14 protein-coding genes are annotated in these 18,561 nt (G+C 61.4%); 12 read left to right on the forward strand and 2 right to left on the reverse strand.

Going from position 1 to position 18,561, the window contains the following annotated elements:
* Nucleotides 1-15: 15 nt before the first annotated feature.
* Entirely contained in the window at nucleotides 16-1,074 is a 1,059-nt protein-coding gene (gene hisC / locus QZY01_RS14250; RefSeq protein ID WP_294538097.1) for a histidinol-phosphate transaminase, read from the reverse strand.
* A 129-nt stretch (nucleotides 1,075-1,203) separates the two neighbouring features.
* On the opposite strand from hisC, the gene QZY01_RS14255 reads away from it, so the two are divergent.
* Nucleotides 1,204-2,241, forward strand: coding sequence for a hypothetical protein (locus QZY01_RS14255; protein WP_294538099.1), 1,038 nt, complete (start codon nucleotides 1,204-1,206; stop codon nucleotides 2,239-2,241).
* 85 nt (nucleotides 2,242-2,326) lie between these two features.
* Nucleotides 2,327-3,841, forward strand: a complete 1,515-nt coding sequence (locus QZY01_RS14260; RefSeq protein WP_294538101.1) for a hypothetical protein — start codon at nucleotides 2,327-2,329, stop codon at nucleotides 3,839-3,841.
* Nucleotides 3,842-3,963: 122 nt separating this feature from the next.
* Here QZY01_RS14260 and QZY01_RS14265 read toward each other — a convergent pair whose 3' ends face one another.
* A complete protein-coding gene (locus QZY01_RS14265) occupies nucleotides 3,964-4,101 on the reverse strand; it encodes a hypothetical protein (RefSeq protein WP_294538103.1) in 138 nt (45 codons plus the stop codon).
* Between the two features lie 98 nt (nucleotides 4,102-4,199).
* On the opposite strand from QZY01_RS14265, the gene QZY01_RS14270 reads away from it, so the two are divergent.
* The 10 genes from QZY01_RS14270 (at nucleotide 4,200) to QZY01_RS14315 (ending at nucleotide 18,424) form a co-directional block, all read left to right on the forward strand.
* Nucleotides 4,200-5,399 (forward strand): glycoside hydrolase TIM-barrel-like domain-containing protein, encoded by a 1,200-nt coding sequence (locus tag QZY01_RS14270; RefSeq protein WP_294538167.1) that lies wholly within the window; start codon nucleotides 4,200-4,202, stop codon nucleotides 5,397-5,399.
* A complete protein-coding gene (locus tag QZY01_RS14275) occupies nucleotides 5,396-5,998 on the forward strand; it encodes a DUF2460 domain-containing protein (protein WP_294538105.1) in 603 nt (200 codons plus the stop codon). The genes QZY01_RS14270 and QZY01_RS14275 overlap by 4 nt, the downstream gene beginning before the upstream one ends.
* Nucleotides 5,999-6,910: a DUF2163 domain-containing protein gene (locus tag QZY01_RS14280; RefSeq protein WP_294538107.1), complete on the forward strand. Its 912-nt coding sequence runs from the start codon at nucleotides 5,999-6,001 to the stop codon at nucleotides 6,908-6,910.
* A 9-nt stretch (nucleotides 6,911-6,919) separates the two neighbouring features.
* Nucleotides 6,920-7,393 (forward strand): hypothetical protein, encoded by a 474-nt coding sequence (locus tag QZY01_RS14285; protein ID WP_294538109.1) that lies wholly within the window; start codon nucleotides 6,920-6,922, stop codon nucleotides 7,391-7,393.
* Nucleotides 7,393-9,525 carry a phage tail protein gene (locus QZY01_RS14290; protein WP_294538110.1) on the forward strand — a complete coding sequence of 711 codons (2,133 nt, stop codon included), beginning with the start codon at nucleotides 7,393-7,395 and terminating at the stop codon, nucleotides 9,523-9,525. Before QZY01_RS14285 ends, QZY01_RS14290 begins: the two co-directional genes overlap by 1 nt.
* Before the next feature lie 211 nt (nucleotides 9,526-9,736).
* Nucleotides 9,737-11,311 (forward strand): hypothetical protein, encoded by a 1,575-nt coding sequence (locus tag QZY01_RS14295; RefSeq protein WP_294538112.1) that lies wholly within the window; start codon nucleotides 9,737-9,739, stop codon nucleotides 11,309-11,311.
* A 121-nt stretch (nucleotides 11,312-11,432) separates the two neighbouring features.
* Nucleotides 11,433-13,064 (forward strand): hypothetical protein, encoded by a 1,632-nt coding sequence (locus QZY01_RS14300; protein WP_294538114.1) that lies wholly within the window; start codon nucleotides 11,433-11,435, stop codon nucleotides 13,062-13,064.
* Nucleotides 13,065-13,069: 5 nt separating this feature from the next.
* Nucleotides 13,070-15,772 carry a hypothetical protein gene (locus QZY01_RS14305; RefSeq protein ID WP_294538116.1) on the forward strand — a complete coding sequence of 901 codons (2,703 nt, stop codon included), beginning with the start codon at nucleotides 13,070-13,072 and terminating at the stop codon, nucleotides 15,770-15,772.
* Between the two features lie 157 nt (nucleotides 15,773-15,929).
* Nucleotides 15,930-16,496: a hypothetical protein gene (locus QZY01_RS14310; RefSeq protein WP_294538118.1), complete on the forward strand. Its 567-nt coding sequence runs from the start codon at nucleotides 15,930-15,932 to the stop codon at nucleotides 16,494-16,496.
* Nucleotides 16,497-16,498: 2 nt separating this feature from the next.
* Nucleotides 16,499-18,424: a hypothetical protein gene (locus QZY01_RS14315; protein ID WP_294538120.1), complete on the forward strand. Its 1,926-nt coding sequence runs from the start codon at nucleotides 16,499-16,501 to the stop codon at nucleotides 18,422-18,424.
* Nucleotides 18,425-18,561 lie beyond the last annotated feature (137 nt).

An 18,561-nucleotide genomic window follows, 5' to 3' on the forward strand; every position in this document is an offset into this window, starting at 1 on the left:
GAGTGGTGGCGAGCCTTACTTTAAAATATCTTTCAGCGCCGCAAAGAGTTTTTCCGACTGCTCCGCCGTCCCCACGGTGATGCGAAGATAATCGTCGATGCGGGGCAGATTGAAATGGCGCACCAGCACGGCGCGGTTGCGCAGGGCTTGCGCCAGCTCGCCGCCTCTGGCGCCTGGATGGCGGGCGAAGATGAAATTGGCGCTCGACGGCAGCACCGAAAAACCCAAGTCCCGCAATTGCGCGCTCATGTTCTCGCGCTCCGCGACGATGGTCTTCAGGCTCGCCTGAAAATAGGCCTCGTCCTCGACCGACGCGATGGCGCCGGCCTGGGCGATGCGGCCGAGCGGATAGGAATTGAAACAGTTTTTGACGCGCGACAAAGCCTCGATCAGCGAGGCCGCGCCGAGCGCATAGCCGACCCGCAGGCCCGCCAGCGCGCGCGATTTGGAAAAAGTGCGCACCACCAGCAGATTGGGATGATCTGCGATCAGCGGAACGGCGGTTTCGCCGCCGAAATCGACATAGGCCTCGTCCACCACGACGGGAATGTCGGCGTTTTCCGCCACTAGCCGCGCGATGGCGTCGCGTCCCAGCGCGACGCCGGTCGGCGCATTGGGATTGGCGATGATGATGGCGCCGGCCGAATTGCGGCGATAGTCGCCGGTGACGACGCGCAGGTCGTCGTCGAGCGCGACCGTCTCGGTGCGAATATCGTGAAGATTCGCCCATACCGGATAAAAACTATAGGTCACGTCGGGAAACAGCAGCGGCTCGTCGTGTTTGAGCAGCGCCGGAAATATATGCGCCAGAACCTCGTCGGAACTATTTCCGACGAAAATATTCTCGACGCCGAGACCATGATAGGCGGCCAGCACTTTTCGCAAGGCGACCGATTCCGGATCTGGATAGAGCCGCAATGAATCGTCGACGGCGTCGTGCATGGCCGCAAGGGCGCGCGGCGACGGCGGCAGCGGCGATTCATTGGTGTTGAGTTTGACCAGGCCCTCGATGCGCGGCTGTTCGCCGGGCGTATAGGGGCTCAGTCGCCGCGCAACCGCGCTCCAATACTGCATTTTGGCTCCGTGCCATTGTTGCGCGTCGTCAGCAATAAATAGAAGCGCGCACTTTCTTTTATGAAATTTCGTCGAAAAAGCCAGTCCCGTAATTACACGGAGCTGGCGCAGCCCTTCAAGGAGCGCCGCGTGCCCGAACTTTTAAACCTCTTCATCCCCCTTCACAAGGCGGACGCCGACCAGCGGCTTGTCTATGGCTACGCCACGGCCGAACGGCCTGACCGGGCAGGGGAAATCTGCGATTACGTCACGACCAAACCCTTCTACGAACAATGGACGGCGGATTTCGCCAAGGCGTCCGGCGGCAAGAGCCTAGGCAATCTGCGCTCGATGCATGGCAAGGTGGCGGCGGGCAAAATCGCCGCCATCGCTTTCAACGACGATGAGAAGCGCATCGAAATCGCTGCGAAAATCATCGACGACGAGGAATGGCGCAAGATCGAGGAGGGGGTTTACACGGGCTTCAGCCAGGGCGGCGCCTATGTGAAGCGCTGGACTGATCCGGGAAATCCGGATTTCATCCGTTATACGGCCCGCCCGAACGAAATCTCGCTGGTCGATCTGCCATGTCTTCCGGAGGCCACTTTCGAACTGGTGAAAGCCGACGGCGTCCGCGAGCAGCGCTCCTTCGCCGGAGCAATAAGCAAGAAGGCGCAAGTCGCCGCCAAGCTTGCGTCAGCCGGAATTGGTCCTTTCCTGCGCGAATGGCTGACGGGCAATGTCGAAAGCGAGGCCGGCGCCGCCGAGACTATTTCGGATTTTTTCGCGGCGATCGAAGCCGATCTCAACGCCGAGCCCATCCATACGGAAGCTTTGTCGAGCCTGCTGGAGCGACTGAAATCCCATTGCGTCGCCGTGGTGCAGCCGCGTGCGGCGCAGAAGTCGTCCGACAATGAGGCGCGGCTGGAAAAACTGGCTGACGATACCGAGGCGGCGCGAACAATGGCAGCGGATCTGGCCCCCCGATTGGCGGAGCTCGCCGAGCGGGTCGCCGCGCTGGAGCACAGCCCCGCGCCGCCGCCGCTGATTCCGGGGTTCGCTCCGGTATCCAAATCGGCGGACCCGGGCATCGAAGATCTCGCCGCCGCACTGGCGCGGCTTTCACCCGAGAAAGCCTCGCTCGTGCTTATCAAGGCGGCCCAGACGCAGCCGAAGAGGTTCGGCTGAGCCGCCATCGCTTAATTTTTAACCGCATATGCCCGCCCGGAAGGTGATCCGCCTTTCGGCGATATGCCCTGCTGAAAGCATGTCCATGAACGCACAACACAACGCGCTGGAATTGAATCAGGCGATCCGCAAGGCGCAATCCGCGCCCTTGTTCGATCCGCGATTCGCCAGCCTGGAGAAATCCACCTTTTCGCAGAGCGCTTCCGCCGCCTCGGGTCTCACCTATTACGACCTCGAGACCGGCGCCAAGCTGCTCTTTCCGGTGCTGACGCCGCTGCGCAACTCCATCCCCCGCGTCTCAGGAAAGGGCGGCATTCAGGCCGCCTGGCGTGCAATCACCGCGATCAACAACACGGGTCTGAGGGTTGGCGTATCGGGCGGCAATCGCGGCGGCGTCGCCGCTATTCAGACCAAGGATTATATTGCGACCTACAAGGGCATCGGCATCGAGACCAGCGTCGATTTCGAAGCGCAATACGCCGGACAGAATTTCGACGACATTCGCGCGCTCGCCGCCCAGGCCGGGCTGGAGGCGCTGATGATCGGCGAAGAGGCGCTGATCCTCGGCGGGAATACTTCGCTTGCCCTCGGCGTCACCAATACGCCGACGCTCGCCGCCTCGAACTCGGGCGGCGCTCTGGCGACCGGAACCCTGTCGGTGATCGTCGTGGCGCTGACGCTCGATGCCCTGATCAATTCCACGGTCGCTTCTCCTTCGGGCGTACAGGCTTCGATTGTCCGCACCAACGCCGACCTCTCCTCCGACACATTCGGCGGCGGCGCGGCGCAGAAATCCGCCAACGCCACAATCGCCGTCACCGGCCCGGCGGGCAGCGTCACGGCCTCGGTAGCGGCCACGCGCGGGGCTTTCGGCTATGCCTGGTATTGGGGCGCCGTCGGCTCCGAAACGCTCGGCGCGATCACGACCATCAACAGCATCTCGATCGTCGCCAACGCGACGGGAACGCAGACCGCAGCTTTGCTGCCGAACGCCGACAATTCCTCGAACGCCCTGGTTTTCGACGGCCTGCTGACCCAGGCTTTGCAGCCAGGTTCCGGCGCCATTGTCAATGTCCAGCCGACCGGCGCCGCCGGCGTTGGGACGCCCTTGACGGCGGACGGCGCCGGCGGCGTGGTGGAGATCGAAGCCATCCTCAAGGCCAATTGGGATTTGTATCGCCTCTCGCCCGACGAAGTCTGGGTCTCGTCGCAGGAAGCGAACAATATTTCGAAGAAGATTCTCGCCGGAGGCGCCAACAGCGCCCAGCGATTCATCTTCGACGCCCAGCAGGACGCGATTGGCGGCGGCGTGATGGTCACCACCTACAAGAACAAATACTCGCTGGCGGGCGCCAAATCGATCGACGTCAAGATTCATCCCAATATGCCGCCCGGAACCATGCTGTTCCTGACCCGGAAATTGCCCTATCCGCTCGCCAATGTCGGCAATGTCGTGCAGATCCGCACGCGTCAGGACTATTACCAGATCGAATGGCCGCTGCGCGCGCGCCGTTACGAATATGGCGTCTATGCCGACCAGGCGCTTCAGCACTTTTTCCCGCCCAGCATGTCCGTCATCACCAATATCGGCAATGGCTGACCGGCTCTGTTGAAGGCGACCGTCCCGATTTTTCGGGGCGGTCCGCCGCTGACGACGGGAATTGGAATTCTGCGAAGATCGCAAGCGATCTCGAAACGATTTTGGTCGGCGCGACCTCTTCCTCACAACAGGATCGAGATATGAAATTTCAGGCTCCAGTAGGCTTGACCGCTGTTACTTGTGCGGGCGAGGCTTTCGCGCCGGATGACAATGGCGGCTTTGAAGCCGCCGAAGGTCTGGCCGCGGAACTTGCGGCGCATGGATGCTTTCCCGCGGGCGCCGCAGAATCGACGGCGGCGGAAAAAGCCAGCGATTCCTGTCCGCGCGCCCGCGTTCGCTCGGAAAAGGCGCCGTGAGCATGGCGCGGGGCGATCTCGTTTCCCTGGCGCAACTCAAGGCGCATCTCGGCGTCCAGTCGAGCGCCGACGACATTCTGCTCGCCAGTATGATCGGTCAGATCAGCCGTGCGATTTGCACCTATATCAACCGGCCTTTTGTCTGGGCGCCGCACGGACCCGCGACCCAATGGAAGCCGCAGTCGAAACCGATCGTCTTCGTCGAATATGGCTTCGCCAGCGTCGATCGCTGCACCAACCAGCCAAACGTTTTTTTCGATGCGAAATCGACGGAAAGCGGCACACCTTTCTGGTCCCTCTGGCAGGGCCCTGATGGCGGCGTCTGGATGCCGAAGCGCGATGACCTGCTCGCCGACATGGCGTTGCAGGCAGTGCATGATTATTGGAGCGCGCAAGCCAATATCGAGACCTCCAGTTCTGGCGTTCCGATGATTTTCGCGCCGTTTTGTTGCGCATGGAACTGGGATGCGCGACCGTTTCCGACTTTTCCTCTCCAAGCCGGCGTCTGGGGCGACGGCGGGAATTGGCCAACCGGCAACTGGATTTGCGGCAAGGGGCCGGCGATCGATCCGCCAGCGGTCGAAACGCCGCCGGGCCCAGGGACCTTTGCCGTTTTTCCGGTGCTGATGGGACAAGGCTGGGGCGTCAAATATGCGCCGCGCTTTTCGACCGGCGTCCTTGCCCATGTTTCGGGGCGCGAAGCGCGAACGGCCCGGATCGTCAGTCCGCTTTATGATATCGAATTGAACTTCGAACTCTTGCGCGACAATGCAAGTCAATTGGAATTACAGCAGGTTATTGGCTTCATTGGCGCTCATGCGGGCCGGACGAAGCCTTTCCTGTTCGCGCCTCCAGCCGGTTTAAGCATCTGTCGCGGCGAATCGCTGGGGATGGGAGACGGCTTGGCCCGGTCGTTCCTGTTGCGGCGGATGATTGGCGGCTACGCGGAGAGCGTTCAGGCGGTCACTGGCGCTGCGACGGTGTATCTGAACGGATTAGCTCTGTCCTCAGACGCCTATGAAGTCTCGATCCTTCCGGCGAGTGTGACTTTCACGGTTGCGCCGCCCTCCGGCGCCTTGCTGACCGTGGATTTCAATGCCGCGCATCTCGTCCGCTTTGCCGAAGACAGCGTCGATCTGGAGCATTTCATGAGCGACTTTTGGGCCTCGAAATCTCTCATGCTTGAAACGGTGCGCGCTTGAGTCCCCCGCTCTTTCCGACCCTGCCGGGACAAGGCTGGAGCGTCGTTAAAACGCCGACGTTTTCGACGCGCGTGGCCTCGCATTCCTCGGGCCGTGAAGCACGAACCGGACTTTACGCCCATGCGCTCTATGCGTTCGAATTGACCTTCGATGGTCTCGATTCAGCCGCCGCCAACGCCGGCCTGCAAGCAAACTCGCTCCAGTCCCTGATGGGCTTCTGGCTTTCCTGCGGCGGCCAACTCGGAACCTTCCTTTACGCCGACCCGACCGACAACACCGCTGTCAATCAGGTCATCGCTGTTGGCGACGGATCGACCACGACGTTCACTTTCGGTCGCGCCATCGGCGGCTATTTCGAGCCTGTTTCCTATGTAACGTCGGTATCGGGCGTCACGATCAATGGCGTCTCCACGACTGCCTATTCATGGAGCGCGCCGAACACGATCGCCTTCTCCACCGCGCCGATCGGCGGGGCGCGCATCGCCGCCAGTTTTGCTTTTGCCTTCCAGTGCCGCTTTCTCGACGACCAGGCGGAATTCGAGAATTTCATGTCCGGCATCTGGCGGGTCAAAAGCCTCAAATTCCGCCAGGTGCGTTGAATGAAGTCCGCTCCTCCAGCTCTTGTCGCTTTTCTCAACACGCTGCGCTCGACTTCCGACGCGCCTTTGCTGACGGCGGATTGTTATACCATCTTGCTCGCCAATGGCGCCGTGCTGACGTACACCGATCTCGACATTCCGTTTGCGCTCAACGGTTTCGCTTACCTGGCGAATTCGGTCTTGATCTCGGGTTTGAAATATCGCGCGTCCTGCGGTGTCAATGTCGATAGCCAGCAGGTGACGATTTGCGCGCGCACGACCGACACGATTGGCGGAGTTCCATTTCTACAGGCCTTGCGGCAGGGGCTTTTCGACGGCGCTGAAATTCGGCGCGAAAAGGCTTTCTTCTCCGCCTGGGGGACGCCGCCGATCGGTTCAATCGTAATGTTCAAGGGGCGCGTCGCACAGATCGATTCAATCGGCCGCGCCAGCGCGCAGGTCACTGTCGCGTCCGATCTCGTGCTGCTCGACATCGACATGCCGCGCAACTGCTATCAGGCCAATTGCCAGCATGTCCTTTATGACGCCAATTGCACCGTCGTCGCAGGAACCTATTCGACGACCGGAAGCGTCGGCGCAGGCTCGACGCAGACGCAGATATACTGGCCGGGGGCGATTCCCCCCTTTCAGCAGGGGACTATTACCTTCACCTCAGGCGGCAATACCGGTGCGGTCGCGACGATCAAATCGGCTGGAAGCGGCTGGCTGCAGCTTGCCTATCCCTTGCTCTATTCGCCCGCCGCCGGCGATGCCTTTTCGGCTTCCTATGGCTGCGACCACACGATGGCGACATGCCAGAGTCGCTTCAACAACCTAAGCCAGTTTCGCGGTTTTCCGTTTGTGCCGCCGCCGCAGATCATGACGGGGCCGCTTTCTTCGGTGGTCTCCAACAGCGCCAAGGGCGGAAAATAGGAGTTGGCCATGACCGAAGTCGAACGGCGCCAACTGGAGGACAGAAACCGCGTGGTCTCGGAAGCGCGCAAATGGATTCTGACCCCCTATCATAATGGCGCCGATATCCTCGGCGCCGGCGTGGATTGCGGCATGCTGATCGTGCGGGTATTCGTCGATCTGGGCCTGGTCCCGGCTTTCGATCCGCGGCCCTATGATCCCGACTGGATGCTTCATCGCGACGATGAAAAATATCTTTCGTTTTTTTCACAACGCTGCGCGCGGGTCATCAAGCCGCAACCCGGCGATCTGGCGCTGTTTCGCTATGGCCGCTGTTATTCGCATGGGGGCATTGTAACTGGCGCCGATCCCGTTGCTATTGTTCACGCCTATCATGACGCCGGTTGCGTCGTCGAGGAAGCGCTCGCGCAAAATCCTGCGCTCACCGACCCCAGGCGCAAGCTGGCCTTTTTTTCCATCTGGGCTGAAAAGACGAGGGCATAATGGGCTTCTTGCGCGCAGGAAACAGCAATACCCAGATCACCAAATATTCCGGACTCCAGGTCCAGACGACATCGAGCAGCGTTCCGGTGCCGATCATCTATGGCGCCAATATCCTCGCGCCGAATTGTTTCTGGTACCAGAACTTTAAGGCGCATCCGCAACATGCCGGCGGAAAGGGTGGGGGCAAGGGCGGTGGGAGAGGCGGGGGCGGTTCGACCACGAGCTATACCTATAGCTGCTCCATCATGATGGGGATCGGCGAAGGGCCAATCGCCGGCATCGGCAAAATCTGGCAAACTTCGACCATGGTCGTCGATCTCGCAGCCTTGGGCCTTAGCCTTTTCGCTGGATATTCGCCGCAGAGCGTCTGGCCCTACCTGTCCGGAGCATTTCCGGCGCAAGCGCTGACCTATCCGGGCGTAGCCTATGTCAGCAATTCGAACTACGACCTCGGCGCCTCGGCCAGCGTCGGCGACAATAATTTCGAGGTGTTCGGTATTCTTTACGGCGCCGGCGTCAACGGCCAGGATGCGGATCCGGCGCTGGTGATCTCGGACTTCCTGACCAACCCGCAATATGGCGTCGGCTTTCCCGCCGCTTCCATCGACGCAACATCGCTTTTCGCCAATTCCGGCGATTCCTCTTACCAGACCTATTGCTGGGCCAATTACCTGGCGATCAGTCCGGTCCTGAACATGCAGGAAACTGCCTCCTCGATCTTGACGCGCTGGCTGCAGCTTACCAACGCCACCGCGGTATGGTCCGGCGGGCTGTTGAAAATCATACCCTATGGCGACGGCGAAGTGACCGGCGGCTCGGCTTCCTTTCAGAAAACGTGGACGCCAAATCTAACGACGGCATATGACCTTACCGATGAGGATTATTTGCATACGGATGGCGAAGATCCGGTCAGGATCATGCGTTCCGATCCCTATTTGGCCCATAACCAGCAAGCGATCGAAATTCAGGCGCGCTCGGATTCCTATAATACCGGACCGATCGTAGCTTTTGACCAAGCGGCGATCAACAGCTACGGCTTGCGCATTGGTTCCACGATCACGGCGCATGAAATTTGTGATTTACAGGTGGCGCAGACGTCTGTGCAATTAATTCTGCAACGCGGCCTCTACATTCGCAACACCTTCATCTTCAAGCTGTCGATGGAATTCTGTCTGCTCGATCCGATGGATCTGGTTACGCTGACCGATCCGGCGCTTGGTTTGAACAAGACAATCGTGCGGATCGTTGAGATCGAGGAAGATTCCGATGGCGCGATCACCGTGACAGCGGAAGAATTTCCTCAGGGCGTGGCGACGGCGGCGCTTTATCCGACCCAGATAAAATCGAACGGCGTTCCGGACAGTTCCATCGCGCCGCAGCCGGTCAATACGCCGATCATCCTCGAACCGCCGCCTTTGCTGACAGGCAATGTCCCGCAATTATGGCTTGGCGCCAGCGGCCGGAACGGCGATCCAAATTGGGGCGGCTGCGTGGTCTGGGCCTCGCTTGACGGCAATTCCTATGCGGAAATCGCGCGTATCGGGTCGTCGGCGCGCCAGGGCATTGCTTCCTCAACTCTTCCGGCCAACTCGGGCGCCAATCCCGATTCTTTCGACACGCTGGCGGTGGACCTGACCGCGAGTGGAGGCGCACTGTCTTCGACCTCGCCGGCGAGCGCGGCGGCGGGAGTCACGCTTTGCTATGTGGATGGCGAATATTCAAGCTACACGACAGCGACGCTCACAGCGGCAAACAAATATTCTCTGACGGGTCTTTATCGCGGTCTCGCCGGATCCGGGGCTTCGGCCCATGCGGCCGGCGCTACATTCTGTTTGCTCGATTCAGCCATTCTGAAATATGACGTCGCGGCCTCGCAAATTGGTCGAACGATCTATCTCAAATTTCAGAGTTTCAACATTTTCGGCAGCGGCGTTCAGGACCTTTCGACTTGCGCCGCTTACCCTTACACGATCCAGGGGACGGGGGCGAACGGTCCGGTAGCGGCGGCTTTGGCCGTTGGCGCGTCAATGGACTACGGCCTCGTCAATGCGTCTGTCGCCGAAGCCGACGATTTCGGCGGGTTGTCATCTCCCGTGACGGTCATCATCGACCTCGGAACGACGGCAAGCTGAATGATCATTCTACTTTGACGCAGCTCCGTCCAGACGCGGGTGCCAGAATCGATTGCGTTTGGTGGAACCGAAATCGACTCTAGATTCCGCAGTTCTTGCAATATTTTTGGCAAAAATATTCGGCATCCATTTTTTTGCGCATTGCTCCAGCCGCATCGGCGCCGGGTTCGTCGTCTTTCTGTGGCCGAGGCGCGAGACAAAAAGGAAATCCATGTCCGTTCAAGTCAAACGTCGCCGTGACACGGCGGCCAACGTCGCAGTCTATGCCGGCGCGCAGGGCGAACTAATCGTCGACACGACCAACAACCGGGTCACCGTTCATGATGGCGTCACGCCGGGCGGCTTCGCGGCCGCGAAATTGTCCGAGGTGCTAACAGCCGCGCGTACGGCGGTGATGGATGCGAATTACGCCGTGCTCGTCTCCGATCGCACGATCGCTTTCACCGCGATCACCGTTGCTCGCGCGGTGGCTTTGCCGGCGGCGTCGTCATATCCGACTGGAGTTTCCTTGAGGGTTGTCGACGAGAGCGGAAACGCCTCCTCGTCCAAGATGATCGCTTTCACGCCTAATGGTTCGGACTTGATCGACGGCCTGTCGAGCGCGGCGATTTCGTCGCCCTATGGCTACCTCGTACTGCAAAGTAACGGCGCGGTCAGCCCCAACGGAAAATGGACCATCGTCGATCAGGCGACTTCCGGGCTTCCCTTCGTCGGCATCGGAACAGCGGCGGACCCGGGCAACCCACTTTCAGTTTTTGGCGCCTCGGCCTTGTTCAATGGGACGAATTTCAACTTCACCCTTAACAAGTCGGCGGTTGGCAATACCGCGTCGATCCTTTTCCAGGATGGATTTTCAGGCCGCGCCCAAGTCGGACTTACAGGCGACGATAATTTCCATTTCAAGGTATCGCCGAACGGATCGAGTTGGCTCGATGCGCTCGACTTCAACGCGAATACCGGGCAAGCCTCGATTAATTACGGAATTGCGTCCGGCGAAGCCCTGAGTTGGCGCAACCGTCTCCGCAATGCCTCATTCGCCGTCAACCAGCGCAATGTTTCGGGCGCGGTGACGCTGTCGGCGGGCGCGTACGGACACGATGGCGTCAAGGGCGGCGCGAGCGGCGCGACCTACACTTTCGCAACTTCGGGCGCTGACACAACGTTGATAATTACCTCGGGGTCGTTGATCCTGCCGATCGAATCCTCGCTGATCGAAGGCGGGGCCTATACGGTCCAAAACGCAGGAACGGCCCAGGCGCGCGTTTGGCAGGGAACAGGATACAGCGGTTCGGGCGCCTATGCTTCGGCGGCGGTGAGCCCGACTGCGGCGCCGCTGACCTTCGCCAGCCTCACGGCGGCAACGCAGACCAACGTGGAGTTTTCAACAGGCACGGTGCTGCGCCCGCAGTTCGAGTTCGGATATGTGGCGACTGCTTTCGAGCGGCGGCCTCCCGGCGTCGAACTTTTTCTATGCCATAGATATTATTTCAGGATTGCAGCCACGGGTTCCTATTCTCCCTTCGGCCTGGGGTCCGGCGTCAGCCCGACGGACATCCGCGTCGAACTTGACTCGCCCGCACCGATGCGAGGCGCGCCGACGCTGACAAGCGGTGGAACCTTCATTTGGTCGTCCGGCAATTCCGTTACCGCTTTGACGCTGGTCGCCGCGACGCCAAATCTCCTCAGCATCGACTGCACGACGACGGGGGCGGCGGCGAACGGCTGCTACATTTTGACAGACGCGGGGAGCGCGAACGCATGGATCGCCGGTTCGGCAGAAATTTGAATTATGGCGCTCGAACAATTGCGCTCTCGATGGCGGTTCCCTGTCTGCAAATCGGCTGGGACCAATTTCAGCTTTAAACGGCGTGGCCCATACTCCCTTTGAAAAATCCAAGGAGATTTTCATGCAATGGAAAAACCCGGACGGGTCGCAGACGAGCGGCATCGTGATCGAAGACGGCGCCGGTAACAAACTTGGCACCGCGGCCAATCCGCTAAATATCGCCGGCGGCGGTGGCGGTGGCGGCGGATCCAACGCCAGCGTTGGAACACTCGGATCATCGGTCCCGGCCAGCGCGACGGCGCTTGGCTTTCAAAACGGTTCCGGCAATCTGGCGGTCCCTTCACCTTACGCCGGTCTACCAATTGCCGATAGCGGCGCAGCCATCACTGGCGCTTCCATGCCGACGGGCGGCGTCGGCCTCACGGGCTGGCTTTCGGCGATTTTGTCGAAACTTTCGGGGACGCTTGCAATTTCCGTTGCGTCCCTGCCGCTTCCGACCGGCGCGGCGACTGCCGCAAATCAGCCGTCGCTCGTCACGACCTCGGCTGGTGGCGCCGGGCGCTCCGTCGTCGCCGATCCGACGACGGGCCTGGGCGCCAATGTCGCAGCGTTTCACAATGCCGACAATCAGGCGCTCGGCACGGTTTACGGCATACTGACCGGCGGCGTGGACCAACTCGTCAACAGCGCAGGCAATCTCGACCGCAAGCGAGGCGTCTCCGGCGACGCCATGGCGATCACCGGCCTCGCCGCCGAAGTGCCGATGATTTTCAACGGCTCGTCCTATGACAGGCTGCGCTCGGTCTCCGGCGACGCGGCGTCGGCCACCGGCATTGTCCAGGAGGCGGTGGCGCTTTGGAATGGCCTAACCTATGACCGCTGGTATGGCGACAAGACCAATGGCGCCTTCGTCAATGTGAAGCAGCTTCCCGCGCTCCCGGCCGGCGCGAACACCATCGGCGCGATTTCCAACGCCAGTTTCGGCGCGAAGGCGCAGGACGGCGGCGGAACCGCCCTGACCTCGACGCTCATCAACGCGAAGCAGCGCCTCGACGTGGCGCTCGCCGCAGGCGCGGTTCCCGGCGCTTCCGCGCCTTCCTATGCCGACGTCGTCGGCGGCGTGGATGGCGGCGGCCTGGCGCGGCAGTTGTTGACCGATACCAGCGGGCGGCTCGCAGCCAACATCAATTCGCTTCCGGCGCTCGCCGCCGGGTCAAATATCATCGGCTATGCCGGTTCGCTCAATTTCGGGCCGCTGCTCGCGGCCACAGCGCCGACCGTCAACCTTTCCAGCGCCTATGCCAGCGGCAAGTGCATCGGCAGTTCTACCGGGACCGCGGGACAGAGCGCGATTTTCGCCCTTCCGGTCTTCCGCAACACCACGCAGCCGAGCGCGACGCTCACGCAATTACTTGGCGGTTTTCTGTCGGGGCAGGCCGGGCAGATCACGGCCTATCTGTTCACCCGGAACCCCACCAACTCGACATCGCTGACCGATGGGGCGACGCCCGCCTTCGCGGCGGCCGATCTCAAATATCTGGCCTGCCCGCCGATCACTTTCACGCCGGTCGCCACGGTCGGATCGGTCCAGACCATCGGCAGTTTCCCCCTGTCGTTGCCGGTGCAGAACAACGATTCGAGCGCGACGGTGAATCTTTATCTGGTCATGGTTTATTCCGGGGGGTCGTCGCTTACGTTCACTTCCGGCCAGCAGAACGATCTGTGGTTTTCGCTTTCCGGCGTCAAGGATTGAAGTCGATGAAGAAACTGTTTTCCCTCGCCGTCCTGACGGCGATGCTGGCGGCATTGGCGCCCGGCTGGGCGGGCGAGGCCGGATCCCGGCAAGAGGCGCGGCTTGGCGCCGAGCGCATCATTCTTGGCGGCTCGAAGGCTTTCCCGATCTTCACGCCCTATTTGGCGCCGGGCGTCGCCATTTTCCAGAACATGTTCTATCGCACGACGCCTGTGCTCGACGCCTCGGCGGGCGGCGCGCAATTTGCCGGGACCGCCTATGCGCCCTTGACGATCAGTTCCTCAACCACGATTCAGGTCAATCTCGCCTCCTGCGCGGGCGTCTCCGCCGGCCAGCGGGTGCTCAACGCCTCGACCGGAACGCTGGTCGGCGTGGTCAGCGCCTCAAGCCCCTGCACAGGCTCTTCCGCGCCCTTCACCGTCACGATGAACGCCGTCAACGCCGTCGCGGTGAACGCGGGAGCGAATATCGTAATCCAAAACACGCTTCCCGACGCCTGCCAGGGGACGTTCGCTTATCGGGTCCGGGGCAATGTCAACACCGTCGCGTCAGGTGTCACTCCGACGCTCGGCGCGTCCAATATGTTCTTGACCGGCAACGGCCACGGCGGCGGCTCCTATGAAAACGCCAATGGGCTTTGGCTTGAACTGGACCCTGATTTCCGGTTCAACTGGAATAACCCGTCAACCCAAAGCTCAACGACCTATGTTCCCTATCTGAACACCACGCCCCCGGCAACGGATACGTGGATCAATATTGTCTCGACTTGGAACTCATGCGCCGCGCCGACTTACGCTGTCGTTTATTACGCGCCGCAAGGCGGCTCATGGGCTCGCATCGCCTACACGTCGGGCGGCGTGGGGACGGTGCGCAACGCCAACACTTCGAGCCCCTATCAGGGAATCAACAACAACGCCTTTTCCTTCGGCTCGGACGGAACCGACAGCGCCTATTTTTTCCAGGGCGACACCGAAGACGCCATTCTCGACATGGGGTCGTCGCAGGGTGCGGTCGGCAATTCCGGCGCGGGCTGCACGCCCTACAGCGGCGACACCAATCCCTGCATTCCAACACCGGTGCTCAACGCCTTTTATAATGCTTCGACCTTCACGCCGGCTCGCATCAACTCGACCGGCAATTGCTCCGATCTATTCGCCGCCGCCGGAGCCAGCCATCAGCCGACCGTCTGTTTTTCGACCGACAGCGGCGGCGTCTATGCGCCCTCGGCGGCCAATTTCGGGACCAACTACGGCTATGGCGGCGCATTCCTGGCCTCCACCACCAGCCCCGCCGGCACGACGCCGGGCCCGGCGGCGGTTCCCGTCGCCGGGCCGGTCGGCCCTTACCAGAAGTGGATTATTCACAAGCAAGTCACGACGCCAGGCGCGACAATCACGCCCATGACGGCGGCCAATCTTGGCTTTCATGCCTATGCCGCCAATGAGCTTATTGTCGTCGTGGCTTCGCAGGATAGCGGCAGCGCCACGCCGGCCATAACATGCGCCTCGGGCTGGTCGACGCTCTGGACCGGTCAGAACCATGTCGCCGGGTCGCAAAACCTGACGGGCGCGGTCTGCTACAAGTTCATGTCGGGTTCGACCGGCGAGGCGACCGACGTCGCGCTCAACCTTGCCGATACGGCCACCACGATCAGTTACGCAGTGATGGACTATGTCGGCGTCGATCAGACCACGCCGGTTGACGCCTGGACGGTTTCGACCACCAATTACCCGCAAGTCACGACGCAGCCGATTCCCAACGTCGTAACCTCTTACGTCAACGATCTTTTCGTCAGCGTCATGTTCGCCAATAGTCCGACGCCCTGGTATGTGTCGGCGACGCCCTCGGGGCTAGGGACTCGGACGATTCTTACGGGGACCGTCAACAAGGCGTCGGTCGCGGTGTTCGACGCACACTTGGGTGCGCCGCAAATATCGCCGGCAAATCTTTCGCTTACATCCTCGGCGGCATTCTCCGCGCTGGCCGTCAGCTTCGCGCTCACGCCGACCGGCGCGACGTTCTCGCCGCTTGCGCATGGCACGGTGACATTTCAGCGATCGGAAGGCCAGTTCCGCGTGCCGACGACGGCGGCCTTCACCAATGCGTCCTGTTGGGGCGCGGGCGGCGCGGGAACAGGCGGGTCGAGCGCGACGACCAGCGGCTCGGGCGGCGGCTTTGCGGGCGTCGGCTCGGCGGTCGGCGGGTCGGACGTCGCCAATTCCAGCGGACTGGTCTATTTCCGTGCGGCCTATTTGCAGCCCGTTGGGAACGGATGGCCGACGCAATGGACAATATCGAGCTTCCTTAACCTGGCCGGGGCCAATTCCGCGCCAGCTTCTGCCGCAACCGGCTGTCAGGCGGCGACGGCGATTGCGGCCACAACGTCGGTAGGCGCGGCGGGTTGCGCCAGCGGAAACACCGCGCTCTGCATCGGGAGTCGCATAAATGCGGGCGGCGCGGGGCTGCACGGAGCGCCGATCAAAGGCGGCGGCGGCGGTGCTGGCTCGGGAGCGTCCGGCACTGGCGGTGCGGCTTCGGGAACAACGGGGGGTACGGCGGGCTCGCCGGATGGCGGTGCGGGTGGTACGGCAGTCGTCAATAACGTCGGCGTTCCCGGCTCCACGCCGGGAGGCGGGGGCTCGAATGTTTACAACGGTTCTGCGGCTGGCGGTCCCGGCGCTCCGGGGCAAATCAAGGCGGCTTGGTGACGAAATGCTGTTGATTTTTTCTCCCCTCTTTTCCGCATCGGCGCCGGCGCCTGTCGCAGTCGTCGGATTCCGCATTTTGACCGCGCCGCCCGTCAAGCGCCGTTTGGTCGCTCCGGTTACACGACGCGCTCTTGTCGCGCCTGGAAAGGGGGCATAAATGCCGTTCGCGGGTGATTTTCTGCCGCCTGTCAGCCCGGGCGAGGCATTGTCGTTTTCGATGGATTTCGTCAAACAGATCGCCACGGGGGATTCGCTGGTGACCGTCTCGACGACTTTGACGGTGCATTCGGGTACGGACGCGCTGGTTGCCTCGCGGCTGGTAGGAAACCCCGCTATTTCCGGGACAGTCGTGTCCCAGGTGCTGGAAATGCTGGCGCCGGGTGTCACCTATAACCTTGTTTTTTCAGCGGTGACGGCGAACGGGGCGACCATCGTCAATTTTGGGCGTGTGTCCTGCACCAACATTGACGGGCTGGAGTCTGGCGCAGGATCAGGCTCGTCCTCATCGGCGGCGAGCGTGAGTCCGGCCTCGCTTGCCGTCGCGCTTGCAGGGCTGACCTCCGTGCAGCTCTCCGCGCTGGCGTCTGCGATCATGGCCGCTGCGCCCGCGTCCGCGATTTCCTCTGCGCTCGGCGCGACGATTGCGGGCCTTCCAACATCGCCGACGTCTGGCGTCACGACGCTTTGGAGCGATGGCGGAATTCCAACCTATTCGCAGGGATGACAATGAAAAAGCTCGCCATTTTCTTCGCCGCCGCGCTGGCGCTGGCGCTTTCCCTTGCGCCCGCGCTCGCGCTGCAATATCCGACCGCGCGCTTTGGCGTTCTGACCATCGACGCGCCGCTGGCGATCGGTAGCGGCGGCTCGGGGAGCGCGTCCGGCGACGTGTCGGGGCTCAACCTCGCCGGCAATTCCCTCGCGCAACTCCTGCCGCTTTATTCGCCCGTTGTCTATCCGAATTTCAGCGGCGACATAGGCGCGAAAATCAATTCGGCGATTGCCACTTGCCCGGCTTCCGGCTGCATCGTAGATGCGCGCGGGCTTAAGGGGGCGCAGACGCTTTCGACGGCGGTTTCGGTTCCGGCCAATGTCTCGGTATTGATCGGCGCGGCGCAGATTAAGCAAAGCGCGACCTTCACGCTGGCCGGCGGCGTGTCGTCGCTGGTCTGCCCGCCGGTCGGTTTCGGGCAGGGCAACGCAACTGGCGCCTATTTCAAAATGGCGGGGGGCGCCAATCTGCAAAACATGCTGCTGATGTCCGGAGGCAATACATCCGCCGTCAATTGCGTTTTCGACGGCAACGATCAGGCATGGGAAGGTCACAACAATCCCTCCGCCGGCCCGCTGGTCGCCGTCAATGTCGGGCATTTTCTGCTTGAACATCTGACCGCTCAAAACGGCGCAACCGACGGGTTCATGATCTATTCCGGCCCGTCGCAAGGGTCGAGCGGCGTCACCGCCTATTCCTATGGGACGGCCAACGGGGCCTGCTGCGGCACGATCCGCGATTCTGTCGCGGTGCAGAATGGCGGCGACGGCTTCAACTGTGGCGGCACGGCGGACGTTATTTTTGAAGGCTCCCAGGCGGAAAACAATCTCGGCGCGGCGGGCGTCGAGTTGAATAACTGCCCGGCGTGGCGCTTCACCAATTACGACATTGGCGGCAACCAGATCGGCATCTGGGCGCATGGCGCGGCATGGTCTTCCGGCTTGTCTCTTGGCGCCGGCAATCAGATGATCGGGACGGGGCAATTTGGCGGGCAGGCGAAACAAGATATTTTGTTTGACAGTTCTGCGGACGGGTCGAACTGGAATCTCGTCGTCGGCGCACAGTTCTTTGCATCGTCAAATCGGGCTTCGAACACATGGCCGAACATCGAAATCGTCGAGAACGGCAACGGCAACAATCTTGTGTCCTCCGTTTATGTCGGCTCGCTGGCCGCGCATACATCGACCAGCGCAATCTATATTCATGGCGCCGCGACCGGCTACGACAGCATAGGGCCAGTGCTGGCGGCGGGAACCTTCGGCGGGACCGTGTTCAACGTCCCTTCGGGAACGGCGCTCCATTCCGCCTGCTATAATGGAACCTGCACCAATTCCGGCCAGACCTATCCGAATCTGACGGCGACCGGAACGGGCGCGGGCTACACATTGACAGCGCGTACGGCGGGAGCCGGCGCTGCGGACACCTATGCGTTTGTTATATCGAATCCATCATTTGCCGCATATGCCACGTCCAGTTGGGACGCAGCCGCGGGCGGCCTGGTCGGATACCGAAGTGGATTCCAGCGCAACAATCTTGGGTCCGGTTTTACAAATTTTCGATCTATCGCCAATTCATCCGGCACGCTCACACTCAGCGCCATTGAGGGTGGCGCCACGCCGGCTTATACCGGATGCGCGTCAAGTTCCTTTTCCGGCTATAACACGGTCGGCAAATTTTCGCTCACGGCGGCCTGCACCGCCTCGACGATCACACTGACCTTCCTCGTCGCCGCGCCGAACGGCTGGAATTGCCCGCCGCTCCAGGACGAAACCAATAATACGATTTTCCCGATGACAAGCGGTGGCACGACCACGACCGCCGTTTTCAAGGGCACGGGCGCCAATGGCGACGTGCTGCACTATGGGCCATGCGCGCCTTATTGAATGCGCCGGAATCGCGGGGATTTCGGCTTTCGTCCAGCCGGTAAAAAGCGCTTGTTTCAGCGGGAAAAAAACATGACTGCGAAAGATTTTCGCGGCGCCCTCGGCGCCGCTCTGTTGTGCGCCGCCGCGCCCTGCAA

Source organism: uncultured Rhodoblastus sp. (genome assembly GCF_903903185.1).
Lineage (GTDB): Bacteria > Pseudomonadota > Alphaproteobacteria > Rhizobiales > Beijerinckiaceae > Rhodoblastus.